Source organism: Streptomyces sp. NPDC006335 (genome assembly GCF_040612795.1).
Lineage (GTDB): Bacteria > Actinomycetota > Actinomycetes > Streptomycetales > Streptomycetaceae > Streptomyces.
The window spans coordinates 99,436-111,202 of record NZ_JBEXQX010000015.1 but is presented as its reverse complement, the minus strand read 5'-3'; the positions used below and the strand labels follow the sequence as shown (position 1 = coordinate 111,202).

At 71.8% G+C, this 11,767-nt stretch carries 14 protein-coding genes and 1 riboswitch; of the genes, 4 read left to right on the top strand and 10 right to left on the bottom strand.

From position 1 onward, the window contains the following. Positions 1 to 100 precede the first annotated feature (100 nt). The 3 genes from bioD to bioB are packed head-to-tail and all read right to left on the bottom strand — an operon-like array spanning position 101 to position 3,261. Positions 101 to 817, bottom strand: coding sequence for a dethiobiotin synthase (bioD, locus tag ABZ098_RS33030; protein ID WP_356597409.1), 717 nt, complete (start codon positions 815 to 817; stop codon positions 101 to 103). Position 818: 1 nt separating this feature from the next. Beyond that, positions 819 to 2,105, bottom strand: coding sequence for an adenosylmethionine--8-amino-7-oxononanoate transaminase (locus tag ABZ098_RS33025; protein WP_356597408.1), 1,287 nt, complete (start codon positions 2,103 to 2,105; stop codon positions 819 to 821). Further along, positions 2,098 to 3,261, bottom strand: coding sequence for a biotin synthase BioB (bioB, locus tag ABZ098_RS33020; protein ID WP_356597407.1), 1,164 nt, complete (start codon positions 3,259 to 3,261; stop codon positions 2,098 to 2,100). Before bioB ends, ABZ098_RS33025 begins: the two co-directional genes overlap by 8 nt. Positions 3,262 to 3,409: 148 nt before the next feature. On the opposite strand from bioB, the gene ABZ098_RS33015 reads away from it, so the two are divergent. After that, a complete protein-coding gene (locus tag ABZ098_RS33015) occupies positions 3,410 to 4,537 on the top strand; it encodes an 8-amino-7-oxononanoate synthase (protein ID WP_356597406.1) in 1,128 nt (375 codons plus the stop codon). A gap of 39 nt (positions 4,538 to 4,576) precedes the next feature. On the opposite strand, the gene ABZ098_RS33010 is transcribed toward ABZ098_RS33015, so the two are convergent. Further along, complete coding sequence (locus tag ABZ098_RS33010; protein ID WP_356597405.1) at positions 4,577 to 4,798, bottom strand: DUF397 domain-containing protein; 222 nt, start codon at positions 4,796 to 4,798, stop codon at positions 4,577 to 4,579. A gap of 9 nt (positions 4,799 to 4,807) precedes the next feature. Continuing rightward, complete coding sequence (locus tag ABZ098_RS33005; RefSeq protein WP_356597404.1) at positions 4,808 to 5,668, bottom strand: helix-turn-helix transcriptional regulator; 861 nt, start codon at positions 5,666 to 5,668, stop codon at positions 4,808 to 4,810. Between the two features lie 213 nt (positions 5,669 to 5,881). Here ABZ098_RS33005 and ABZ098_RS33000 point away from each other — a divergent pair, with 213 nt between their 5' ends. Continuing rightward, positions 5,882 to 6,340: an ATP-binding protein gene (locus ABZ098_RS33000; RefSeq protein WP_356597403.1), complete on the top strand. Its 459-nt coding sequence runs from the start codon at positions 5,882 to 5,884 to the stop codon at positions 6,338 to 6,340. A gap of 55 nt (positions 6,341 to 6,395) precedes the next feature. Here ABZ098_RS33000 and ABZ098_RS32995 read toward each other — a convergent pair whose 3' ends face one another. After that, positions 6,396 to 7,310, bottom strand: a complete 915-nt coding sequence (locus ABZ098_RS32995) for a LysR family transcriptional regulator (protein WP_356597402.1) — start codon at positions 7,308 to 7,310, stop codon at positions 6,396 to 6,398. 87 nt (positions 7,311 to 7,397) lie between these two features. Here ABZ098_RS32995 and ABZ098_RS32990 point away from each other — a divergent pair, with 87 nt between their 5' ends. After that, positions 7,398 to 8,018 carry a LysE family translocator gene (locus ABZ098_RS32990; RefSeq protein ID WP_356597401.1) on the top strand — a complete coding sequence of 207 codons (621 nt, stop codon included), beginning with the start codon at positions 7,398 to 7,400 and terminating at the stop codon, positions 8,016 to 8,018. Positions 8,019 to 8,303: 285 nt separating this feature from the next. On the opposite strand, the gene ABZ098_RS32985 is transcribed toward ABZ098_RS32990, so the two are convergent. The 3 genes from ABZ098_RS32985 to ABZ098_RS32975 form a co-directional block, all read right to left on the bottom strand. Continuing rightward, the gene (locus ABZ098_RS32985) at positions 8,304 to 8,777 is read right to left on the bottom strand and encodes a C40 family peptidase (RefSeq protein ID WP_037710218.1); all 474 of its coding nucleotides are present in this window, start codon (positions 8,775 to 8,777) and stop codon (positions 8,304 to 8,306) included. A gap of 3 nt (positions 8,778 to 8,780) precedes the next feature. Next, positions 8,781 to 8,992: riboswitch (cyclic di-AMP (ydaO/yuaA leader) on the bottom strand. A 338-nt stretch (positions 8,993 to 9,330) separates the two neighbouring features. Then, entirely contained in the window at positions 9,331 to 9,636 is a 306-nt protein-coding gene (locus ABZ098_RS32980; RefSeq protein WP_356597400.1) for a hypothetical protein, read from the bottom strand. 7 nt (positions 9,637 to 9,643) lie between these two features. Then, complete coding sequence (locus ABZ098_RS32975; protein WP_356597399.1) at positions 9,644 to 10,279, bottom strand: ATP-dependent Clp protease proteolytic subunit; 636 nt, start codon at positions 10,277 to 10,279, stop codon at positions 9,644 to 9,646. Positions 10,280 to 10,349: 70 nt separating this feature from the next. On the opposite strand from ABZ098_RS32975, the gene ABZ098_RS32970 reads away from it, so the two are divergent. Next, complete coding sequence (locus ABZ098_RS32970; protein ID WP_356597398.1) at positions 10,350 to 10,628, top strand: type II toxin-antitoxin system Phd/YefM family antitoxin; 279 nt, start codon at positions 10,350 to 10,352, stop codon at positions 10,626 to 10,628. Between the two features lie 137 nt (positions 10,629 to 10,765). Here ABZ098_RS32970 and ABZ098_RS32965 read toward each other — a convergent pair whose 3' ends face one another. Continuing rightward, positions 10,766 to 11,752 (bottom strand): ABC transporter permease, encoded by a 987-nt coding sequence (locus tag ABZ098_RS32965; RefSeq protein ID WP_356597397.1) that lies wholly within the window; start codon positions 11,750 to 11,752, stop codon positions 10,766 to 10,768. Between the last annotated feature and the right edge of the window lie 15 nt (positions 11,753 to 11,767).

The window sequence follows — 11,767 nt, the reverse complement described above, 5'->3', positions numbered from 1 at the left end:
CGCGCACCTGCCCGTAGACGCCGTGGTCGTTGTGCGCGGCGCCCCAGGGCGGCGGCTCCTCGCCGGTCAGCATCCATGTCGGCCGGGTCCCTCGGCTCCCTCAGGGCGCCTCGCGCACCGCGAACGCCTCCGCGTCCCACGTCCCGTCCAGCCGTGGTGCCAGCCAACCCGGCGCACTGGCGCGGAAGTCGGCGGGCGCCAGGCCACCCGCGCCGGCCGGCAGGGCGCCGAGCAGCGGGGCCCCGGACACGTCCGGCAGATCCGCCAGGTTGCAACGCGAGGCAAGATCGGGGGAGTCGGGCCAGCTACCGATCACCACACCCGCGAAGTCCAGTCCACGACGCCCGAGTTCACGGGCCGTCAGCTCCGTGGTGTTGAGTGTGCCCAGGCCCGCCGACGCCACCACCAGGACCGGCGCCCGCAGCAGCTGGGCCGCGTCGGCCAGCGTCCCGCCCTCGTCGTCGAAGCGGACGAGCAGCCCGCCCGCCCCCTCCACCAGCACCAGGTCGTGCTCGGCGGCCAGCTTGGCGGCGGCCTCGGCGACCTCCCGCGGGCGCACCGGCGGGAGACCGGCCCGCCACGCGGCCGTCGCCGGGGCCAACGGCTCGGGATAGCGGGCGAGTTCGCCCTTCGTCACGCCACCCGCGAGCCGCGCCACCTCCTCGGCGTCCCCGGGCTCGTCCGGCCGTACGCCGGTCTGCGCGGCCTTCAGGACGGCGACCGTCCGTCCGGCGGCGAGCGCGGCCGCGGCGACGGCGGCCGTGGTGACGGTCTTGCCGACCTCCGTGCCCGTCCCCGTGATCACCAGTACCGGCATGTCATCCCTCCCGGGCGGCGGCGCACACCGCACGCGCGATCCGTGCCACGTCCTCGTCACCCGTGACGTACGGCGGCATCGTGTAGACGAGGTCACGGAACGGCCGCAGCCACACGCCCTCGCCTACGGCGGCCTGAGTCGCGGCCCTCATGTCGACTTCGTGGTCCAGTTGGACGACCCCGATGGCGCCGAGCACCCGTACGTCCTTCACACCCGGCAGCTCACGAGCCGGTGCCAGTCCCTCCCGCAGCCCCGCCTCGATCCGCTTGACCTCCGCGAGCCAGTCCTGCCCGAGCAGCAGCCCGATCGAGGCGCGGGCCACCGACGCGGCCAGCGGGTTGCCCATGAAGGTGGGGCCGTGGGCCAGCACCGGGACCTCGCCCCGCGAGATGCCGTCGGCCACCCGAGGTGTGCACAGGGTCGCCGCCATCGTCAGGTAACCGCCGGTCAGCGCCTTGCCCACGCACATCACGTCCGGCGTCACCGCCGCGTGGTCCGCCGCGAACAGGGCGCCCGTACGGCCGAAGCCGGTGGCGATCTCGTCGAACACCAGCAGTACGTCGTGCGCGTCGCACGCCTCGCGCAGCACCCGCAGATACGCGGGGGAGTGGAACCGCATCCCACCCGCGCCCTGCACCACCGGCTCCACGATCACCGCGGCCAGCTCGTCCGCGTGCCGTTCGATCGCCGCGCGCAGCCGATCCGCGTACGACTCCTCGTACTCGCCCGGGGGCGCGTCCACGAACACCTGGCGGGGCAGGACCCCCGACCACAGCTCGTGCATCCCGCCCTCGGGGTCGCACACGGACATCGGCTGCCAGGTATCGCCGTGGTAGCCGCCGCGCCAGGTCAGCAGCCGCTGCTTGCCCGGACGGCCCAGCGAACGCCAGTACTGGAGACACATCTTCACCGCGACCTCGACCGACACCGACCCCGAGTCGGCGAGGAAGACATGTTCCAGACCCTCGGGAGACATGTCGACAAGGAGCTTCGCGAGCTGGACGGCGGGCTCGTGGGTGAGCCCACCGAACATGACATGGCTCATCCGCCCGAGCTGCTCCCGCGCGGCCTCGTTCAGCACCGGGTGGTTGTAGCCGTGGATCGCCGACCACCAGGAGGACATCCCGTCGACCAGCTCCGGGCCCTCGGCGAGCCGCAACCGCACCCCGCTCGCCGACTCCACGACGAGCGGGTCGACCCTGCCGGGCATCGGACCGTACGGATGCCACACGTGCCGCCGGTCGAGCGCCAGCAGCTCCGGCACGGGCAGGCCGGGCAGATCAGGCATTGGGCGCGAGATCCGTTCCGGCGCCTCGACGGCGTACGGCGACCAGGTCCGTACGGGGCTCGCTCACCGTGGGCGCGGCCGGGGCGGCCGTACCGCAGGCGCCGCCGCCCTCGTGGGAGCCGCAGCCCGCGCTCTCGTGGCAACCGCCGCCCACCCGGTGCTCCGGAAGCGTGACCTGGTCCGCGCCCTCCACCTCGAACCCGGCGTCCGCGATCATCTCCAGGTCGGCCTGGCCGGCCTGGCCCTCGGTGGTGAGGTAGTCGCCGAGGAAGATCGAGTTGGCCAGGTTGAGAGCGAGGGGCTGCATGGTGCGCAGGTGGACCTCGCGGCCGCCCGCGATGCGGACCTCGACGTCCGGGCAGACGAAGCGGACCATCGCCAGGATGCGCAGACAGCGCTGCGGGGTGAGGTTCCACTCCTTGGCCAGCGGGGTGCCCTCGACGGGGATCAGGAAGTTGACCGGGACCGAGTCGGGGTCCAGCTCGCGCAGCGAGTAGACGACGTCGACCAGGTCCTCGTCGCTCTCGCCCATGCCCGCGATCAGACCCGAGCAGGCGGACAGGCCGGCCGCGTGCGCCTTGGTCACGGTGTCGACCCGGTCGGCGTAGGTGTGCGTGGTGGTGATGTCGCCGTAGGTCGACTCGGAGGTGTTGAGGTTGTGGTTGTAGGCGTCCGCGCCCGCCTCGCGCAGCCGCTCGGCCTGGCCGTCGGAGAGCAGACCGAGACAGGCGCACACCTCGACGCCCTCGTTCTGCTCCTTGATCGCCTTGATGGTGCCGGCGACCCGGTCCACGTCACGGTCGGTCGGGCCGCGCCCGGAGGCCACCAGGCAGACCCGCTTGGCGCCGCCCGCGAGACCGGCGGCCGCGGCCTTGGACGCCTCGTCCGGCTTGAGCCAGGTGTACTTCAGGATGCCGGTGTCGGCGCCGAGCCGCTGGGAGCAGTAGGAGCAGTCCTCGGGGCACAGTCCGGACTTCAGGTTGACGAGATAGTTGAGTTTCACCCGGCGTCCGAACCAGTGCCGGCGCACCTTTCCGGCCGCGGCCACCACGTCGAGCAGGTCGTCGTCGGAGGTGGCCAGCACGGCCAGCGCCTCCTCGCGGGTCGGCAGCTCGCGCCGAAGCCCCTTGTCCACCAGCGTGTTCAGCAGGTCCATGAGAGCCGATCCTGTCCTACGGACCCGCTTCCGGCCAAGGTAGGGATCGAACAACTCACCCGCTTTGACGTGTGGGTATTGCCACACCGTGGGTAGCGTTTGCTGCCGCTAGGGTCTGTCCGTTGTCTACAAAAGCCCCGGAGGACCCATGGCGTTCGGCTGGATCGACGAACAGGCGCGGGCGCGCCGCCGGGCCGGACTCGTACGGACCCTGCGGCCCCGCCCGTCCGACTCGCCGCTGCTCGATCTCGCGAGCAACGACTACCTGGGGCTGGCCCGCCACCCCGAGGTCGTGGCGGGAGCGGAGGCGGCCGCGCGGACCTGGGGCGGCGGCGCCACCGGCTCCCGGCTCGTCACCGGTACCACCGAGCTGCACACCCAACTCGAGCGCGAGCTGGCCGAGTTCTGCGGCTTCGAGGCGGCGCTCGTCTTCTCCTCCGGGTACGCGGCGAACCTGGCCGCCGTCACCGCGCTCGCGCCGCACGGCTCACTGATCGTCTCCGACGCGGGCAACCACGCCTCGCTCATCGACGGCTGCCGACTGGCCCGCGGCACGACCCAGGTCGTCGCCCACGCCGACCCGGACGCGGTCCGCAAGGCGCTCGGCACCCACGACGGGCCCGCCCTCGCCGTCTCCGACACGGTCTTCTCGGTCGACGGCGACGCGGCGCCCCTGGCCGGCCTCACCGAGGCATGCCGGGAACACGGCGCGGGCCTGGTCGTCGACGACGCCCACGGCCTGGGCGTGCTCGGCGCCGGCGGCCGCGGCGCCCCGCACGCGGCGGGACTCGCGGCCGCCGACGACGTGGTCGTCACGGTCACGCTGTCCAAGTCGCTCGGCAGCCAGGGCGGTGCCGTCCTGGGCCCCGCACGGGTGATCGAACACCTGGTCAACGCGGCACGGACGTTCATCTTCGACACCGGTCTGGCCCCCGCCTCGGCGGGAGCCGCCCTCGCGGCCCTGCGGCTGCTCGGCCGTGAGCCCGAGCGGGCCGCACGCGCGCGCGAGGTGGCGACCGGACTGCACGCACGTCTGACCGCCGCGGGTCTGGAAGCGGTACGTCCGGACGCCGCGGTGGTCTCGGTGCGCGCGCCCTCCCCGGAGGAGGCCGTGCAGTGGGCGGCCGACTGCCGTGCCGCCGGGCTCTTCGTGGGCTGTTTCCGGCCCCCGTCCGTGCCCGACGGCATCTCACGGCTCAGGCTGACCGCCCGCGCGGACCTCTCCGAGGAGCAGATCGAACGCGCTGTACGTGTGATCGGCGAGACACGACCATGAGTCGGCGTGACACGGCCGTGCGCCTGGTGGACTGATGAGTCAGAACGCGGCTGTGAAGCCCGCCCAGCTCTCGGGGGAGAAGAGCAGCGCGGGCCCGTCCGGATTCTTGGAGTCGCGTACGGCGAGCAGCCCGGCACAGGGCCCGGCCGACGGCCTCGCCGTCTCTACGCAGTTGTTCGCGCCGGTGCTGTAGCTGCTGCGCAGCCAGCGCACTTCGGGCAGCTCGGTAGTGGAGGTTACGTTCCGAGGCAGTGCAGACATGGTGCCTCCTTACGCGCCGTCACCCATCCCGGCGAGGTAATCCAACGAGTCCTCGGGCGAAAGGGCGTGGACCTGAAGGGTGTTGAAGGCCTCGGTGTAGGCCTGGAGGTCTTCTTTCCGCTCGAGATAGAGGCTACTCGTCAAGTGGTCGAGAACAACCACATCCAGATCAGAAGTGCGCGAAAATGAGAAGATTACGAAAGGCCCGGTGATGCCCACATGGGCCCCGGCAGTGAACGGCAGTACCTGGAGCCGCACTTGAGGCAGCCGTGCGGCCTCCAGGAGCCTTCGTAACTGACGAGCCATCACCTCGGGGCCGCCGACCTCCCGCCGCAGTACCGCCTCGTCCAGGACGGCGCTCAACTCCAGGGGCCGCTGCGCACGGAGGATGTCCTGCCGGGCGAGCCGGACCTCGACCAGGGCTTCGAGACGTTCGTCGTCCAGGCCGTCCACCGCGGCCCGGGTCACCGCGCGGGCGTACTCACGCGTCTGGAGCAGCCCGGGCACGACCGAGGTCTCCAGCGTGCGCATCGCGCTCGCCTGGGACTCCAGACTGATGAAGTCCCGGTACGTCGGCGGCAGCACACCCCGGTACGCGTGCCACCAGTGGTGCCGGCCGGCGCTCTCGTCGGAGCCCGCCAATACCAGCAACAGCTCCCGCAGATTCGCGTCCCCCACGCGGTAGGCGTCGAGAAGTAACCGCACATCGGCCGGTTTCACCCCGCTGGCACCGGTCTCGATGCGGCTCACCTTCGACTGGTGCCAGCCCACGAGCCGGGCCGCCTCACCGCTGGTGAGCCCCGCACTCGCGCGCAGCGCACGCAGTTCGGCGCCCAGTTTCCGCCGGCGCACCGCGGGGCCGTGCTGCATGCGTTCCTCCTTACTCCCGACGAGCCGCCCAAATACGGTCTCGCGTCGCAGAGTTCACCGCTTCGAGCGACAGATATATGCACATCTTGGTGGATCGGCACCCGTCACAGCCTCGGTGATGGCACTCTGGCGATGAACCACCAGTCCGGGACCGTACTCGAACCATCCGCACCGTGTCGGACTCCGGTCCCGTGGGAAAGGGACGACGTCGCCATGGCAGACCACCTGGAAGCATCCGTCACTCTGCCGAGCGAACCCGCCTCGGTCTCCGCGGCCCGCACCTATGTCCTGAGCACACTGGCGGAGTGGGGGCTGCCGCCCACGACGGACACCGCCGAGACCGTCCGGCTCATCGTCTCCGAACTCACCACCAACGCCGTACAGCACACCTTCGGGCAGTCACCCACCTTCACGGTGGACATCGAGCTGGACCGTGACGAACAACTGCGCATCGGGGTCACCGACAGCCACCCCCGCTTCCCCAAGCGGCTGCCGGCCGCGGTCCAGCAGGACAACGGCCGGGGAATGGTGATCATCCGCTGGCTCGCGGCCGAGTACGGCGGCAAGCTGAGAGTCAGGCCCACCCGGGAGGGCGGCAAGACTGTCTCGATCGAACTCCCCTGGACGGTACCGGCACAGCCGGTCACGACGGGGGGACAGCAGGAGCCGTGACAGCCGGACGCGGTGCGGCACAGACCCGCCGAGGCGACGTCGGACCGAGCCGACGTCACACCGGCCGCGCGCGGCCGAACGCGCCCCGCAGCAGCGCCCGGAAGGCGTCCGCGGCAGGTGCCGTCTCGCCGGCCCGATGAACGACCGAGATCGTACGGCGCAACGCACCGCCCTCCAGCAGCCGCGTGCCCACCGGAGTGGCCGCCGTCCGAGCCACCATCTCCGGCACCACCCCGACCCCGAGCCCCGCGCTGGCGAGCGCGCACACCAGGGCGTATCCCGGGGTAGCCACCAACACCGACGGTGTGGCCCCGACCCGGGCCAACAGCGCCTCCACCTCACGCCGGGCCGGATGCTCCGGCGCCATGCTGATCAGTGGCTCACCGGCCAGTTCCGCCAGCGGCAGCCGCGTCGAGCTGTCGGAGAGGACGTGCCCGGGCGCGGTCACCAGGACCAACTCCTCGGTCAGCAGCGGCTCCGCGCCCAGGGTGGCCGGAAGGGAAGAAGGCTCGCCCGGCTCGTAGGTGTGCGTCAGCGCCAGGTCGACCTCGCCGGCCGCCACCGCCGTGACCCCGGCCGGGGGTTCGCAGAAGGCGACCGACAGCTCCACGTCCGGGTACGCCCGGCGGAAGGCGCTCAGCACCGGCGGCAGCAACTGGATGCCTGCCGTCTGGAAAGTGCCCAGCCTGAGCGTGCCGCCCGACAGGCCGGTCAAGCGGGCGAGTTCGTGGCGGGCACGGTCCAACTCGTCCAGCACCCGTCGGGCCCGCGCCACGAGCAACTCGCCCGCGCCGGTGAGCCGCGCGCCCCGGTGATGCCGTACCAGAAGAGCTGCGCCGGCCTCCCGCTCCAACTTGGCCAGTTGCTGGGAGAGCGCGGGCGCGGTGTAGCCGAGGCGCTCGGCAGCCCGGGTGATCGAGCCCGCCTCCGCGACGGCGACCAGCGCGGCGAGCCGGGTCGGATCGTACATATCGGGGCCTGCCTAAAGAAGTGCTTAAGGGAAACCCAGGTTATTCGACATACCTGCTGAAGGCTCTCGGGCGGCAGGCTGGTCGGCATGGACGGACAGATCGTCGCCTTCACCGGGGTCGCCGCCGGCATGGTCGCCATGCCGGGCGCCGACTTCACCGTCGTGGTACGCAACGCCCTGGTGTCCCGCCGGGCCGGGGTCGCCTGCGCGCTCGGCGTCGCGGGCGGGCTCCTGCTGCACACGGCTCTCGCGGTGGCCGGGGTCGCCGCGGTGCTGACGGCCGTGCCCGCACTCTTCCGGGCGCTTCAACTGCTGGGCGGGGCTTATGTGGTGTACCTCGGCGTGCGAACCTTGCTGGAGCTGCGGGAGGCGCGTACGGAGAGCGTCGTCGAGGGCGACGCGAGCGCACGGCCGCTACGCCAGGGCTTCGTCACCAACGCGCTCAATCCCAAGGCGCCCATCACCTTCCTCAGTCTGCTGCCGCAGTTCGTGCCCGCGGGAAGCTCCGCGGTGCCCCGGACGCTGTCGCTCGCGCTGATCGTGGTGGTGCTCGCGCTGGTGTGGTTCCCGGCGGTGGCCCTGCTCGTGGACCGACTGGGGCGGTGGCTGCGTCGGCCGCGGGCGGCGCGGGCCGTCGGCGCGGTCACCGGAAGCGCGTTGACGGCTCTCGGGGTGCTGCTCCTGGCCGAGCCGTTGTTCGGGGCCTGATGAGTTCTTCACCGCGCCGCGTTGGGAGAGCGAGCGGTGCAGGGTGGCCGGCGGCGGTGGAGAGGGCCGCCGAGAGCACCGTGTACAGCAGCGTGGTGACGTACCTGGCGCGCTGGACGGGTGCCGAGGGGCGGGAAGCGGTTCCTGAGCAGCTCGCCGGAGTTGCGGTCGGCATGCTCTCGCTGCGGGCGGTGGTCGGCCCAATGGGCCTGAGGCCGTGTCACGTGCCGCCGGGGGCCCGAGGGGACGGCGGGAGGTCAGGTCGCCGCCGTCCCCTCGGGGGCGTCACTTGACCCGGCCGTACCAGACGCTCTTCGTCCAGATCTTCTGCAGCCGCACCACGTCCCCGGTCTTCGGGGCGTGCCAGATCTTTCCCTTCCCGGCGTAGATGCCGACGTGGTAGACGTTCGAACCCGAGTGGAAGAACACCAGGTCGCCGGCCTTGCGGCTGCCCGCGCCGATGTGGCGGGTCTTGTTGTACTGCTGGGCCGCCGTGCGCGGGAGCTTCTTGCCCGCCTTCTTGAACGAGTACAGCGTGAGCCCTGAGCAGTCGAAGCGGCGGGGCCCGGTGGCGCCGTACTTGTACGGCGAGCCCTTCTTGGAGGCCGCTACCTTGAGCGCCTTCGTCGCCGGCGTCGCGGCGGCGGCGTCTGCGGCGACGCCCGGGACCACGACGGAGCCGCCCACGGCGGCGATGGCGAAGGCCGAGGCCGTACCGGCCCGGACCATCAGCGACGGGACACGATTGAGCGCAGTCATGCGCAACCCTTCGTCAGCCGCCTGTGAAGGATGACCTGTCGGATTCGGGCTGGCGAAGTTGCCCGGCCGCTGACGCGGCTTCACCCCAAGGGCTGCTCGACCCGGTCATGGCGTGACCGTTCCGGCGACCCGTCGTGCTTGGGTCCTCCACTCCTGCCGATCCACTCCTGTCGACCGGTCATCCGGGCGGCGGCAGGACTCGGCGTCCGCCCGGATCGCCCCGCCGCTGCGGCGGGGGCTTGTCGTCAGACAGGGATCTTGGCGCACGGATGTCCCAAAAACCCAATGGAACCGGGGGTTTGTGTTGTTACTCACCACTCACCCGTTCGGGTGGACACCTGACCTAACGCAGGGGCGTCGAGGCACCCGCAGCCCTCGCGACCAGCACAGAAACTCCTCATTCCCTCCCTGAATCAGGCGCGTTGCGCAACCTCGACCGCCCCGAAAAAGGATCCGCGTCTCCTGCAAATGGCGGTACTCCTTTTGGTCCGTTTATGCCGTGCTCCGGACGCCCCGTCAGGCCCGAGGGGTGTCCGGATTCACTGCTGGTGCGTCAGTTGCCGGGATCGGGCGGCACGGTGACCCGAGCCGTGCGCCGTTCGCCGTCCAGGACCCGCAGGGCCCGCGCCAGTGTCGCGGCGTGCAGTTCGCGCTCGCCCCGGCCGTGCATCAGCGCCAGCGCGTCGCGCAGCTCGGTCGCCCTGCTCACCAGCGCCTGCGCCGCGCGCAGCCCGCCGTAGGTGTCCTCGCGACGGGCCGGGTTGATCCGGCCCAGCAGGTCGACCACGTCGAGGTAACGGTCGATCAGCTCGCTTTCGGCGCGCGTGAGCGCGGGCAGCGGTGGAAGGTCCGGCACCATCGAGGGCTCACCTCACGTCCGGTGCGATGCGGGAGGACTTCCGGTTCGGGACGATCGTGTCCGCGAGGCCGTAGTCCACGGCGCCCTGCGCGTCCAGGATCTTGTCCCGCTCGATGTCCGCGCCGACCTGCTCGGGGCTGCGTCCGGTGTGCCGGACCAGCATCTCCTCCAGGCGGGCCCGCACCCGGATCAACTCGTCGGCCTGGATGGCCAGGTCACTGGCCTGCCCTCGCACCGGCTCGGTCAGCGCGGGCTGGTGGATCACCACCCGGGCGCCCGGCAGCACGGACCGCTTGCCCGGGGCTCCCGCCGCCAGCAGCACCGCCGCGGAGGAGCCGGCCTGGCCGAGACACGTCGTCTCCACATCACAACTGACGTACTGCATGGTGTCGTAGATCGCCGACATCGCGCTGAACGAGCCGCCGGGGGAGTTGATGTACAGCGAGATGTCCCGGTCCGGGGCCTGGTGCTCGAGGTACATGAACTGCGCCATCAGATCGTTGGCGGCGGTGTCGTCGATCCGCGTCCCGAGGAAGACGATCCGCCCCTCCAGCAGCTTCGAGTACGGATCCGTCGTCTTCTGTCCGGCGCTCGTGCGCTCATGGAACTCGGGCAGGACGTGACGGGCGGTCGGTCGGGTCATGGCGTACCCCTCCTCGCGGCAGGCTGTCTGTCAAAAATGTACAGGACGTACGTGACGTTATGATGGGGGTATGGCCTACGAGATTCCGGTGACGCAAGCCAGGGCTGAACTCGCCGACCTGATCAACCGGGTGGTGTACGGCGGCGAGCGCGTCGTCGTCACACGGCACGGAAAGCCGCTGGTCGCCCTGGTCTCGGCCGCCGACCTCGAACGGCTGGAGGAGTCCTCGGAGCCCGTCGAGGAGCCGGTGATCAGCGCGGTGTCCAGCGTGCGCGAGGTCGCGTCCGCTCCTCGCGAACAGCAGCGGTTCGGTATCTCGGCGCATCACCGCGGAGCCGGCCCTTCGTAGGGTCCCGTGCGTCACCGCGGAGCCGGTCCTTCGTAAGGCCCCGTGCGTCACCGCGGGACCGGCCCTACGTGAAGGTCCCTTGCGCACACGCGTGTGCCCCCGGCGTCGCGGCCGGGGGCACGGGGTGGCGGGTCCGGTCAGCCGACCGGGGCGAGCTCCCTCTCGTCGGCGGCGGGCGCGGTGCCCTTCGGCCGCGACTTCAGCGCGCTCCCCAGCATCACGGCACCCAGGCCCAGCGCGGCCCACCAGGCGAGCGTCAGGAGAGGTCCGGTCGCCGCCGCGCCGTCGAAGAACGACACCGAGCGCAGCAGGGTCGCGCTCGCCCCCGGCGGCAGCCACTGGCCGATCGCGCCCACCGGCTCCGGCAGCAACTGCGGGGCCGAGGCGGCACCGGAGAATGGGTTGCCGAGGAACATCACCAGGAACGCGATGACGCCGATCCCCGCGAAGCCGATCAGGGAGGCGAGTCCCGCGACGGCCGCGCTCACCGCCAGTGTCGCCAGGGCGAGCGTCCCCGCCTCCGCCCACCAGTTCCCGGTGAGCGCGCCGAGCCAGCTGTGGGCCAGGGCAGCCGCGATGACGCCCACCAGGGCGGCGCTGAGGACCAGTGCGGTCATGGCGCGCCATCCGCGCAGACCGAGCAGAGTCACGATCGCGCCCGCGATGATGCCGCTCAGCGCCAGCGGCAGCACGGACGTGCTCAGCGCCGCGCCCCTCGGGTCGGACGCCGGGGCCGGGACGACGTCCACGGTCCGCACCTCGGCGCCGCCCGCCGCGGCCTGCCGGGTCACGGCCTGCTGGAGGAGCTGGGCCACGACCGGGCTCGCGGCGGACGCGGTGAGCAGCTCGGGGCCCTGGGCGGTGACGACGACGGCGCCGTATACGGTCCGGTCCTCGATCGCCGCCCGTGCGGCCCGCTCGTCGGCGTAGTGGTGGATCTCGAAGGCGCCCTCGTGCTGCCGGAGCTGTTTCTCCACCTGTGCGGTCGCCGTGGTCGGCCCGGCCACACCGAGGGGCAGGTCGCGCGGGGCGGTGCGGGCGGCGGGCCAGGCGAAGGCCCACAGGGCCAGGGTGGCGAGCAGCGGCACCAGGACGACGACCGCGAGCATGCGACGGGTGGACATGGTGGTCCTCTCCGG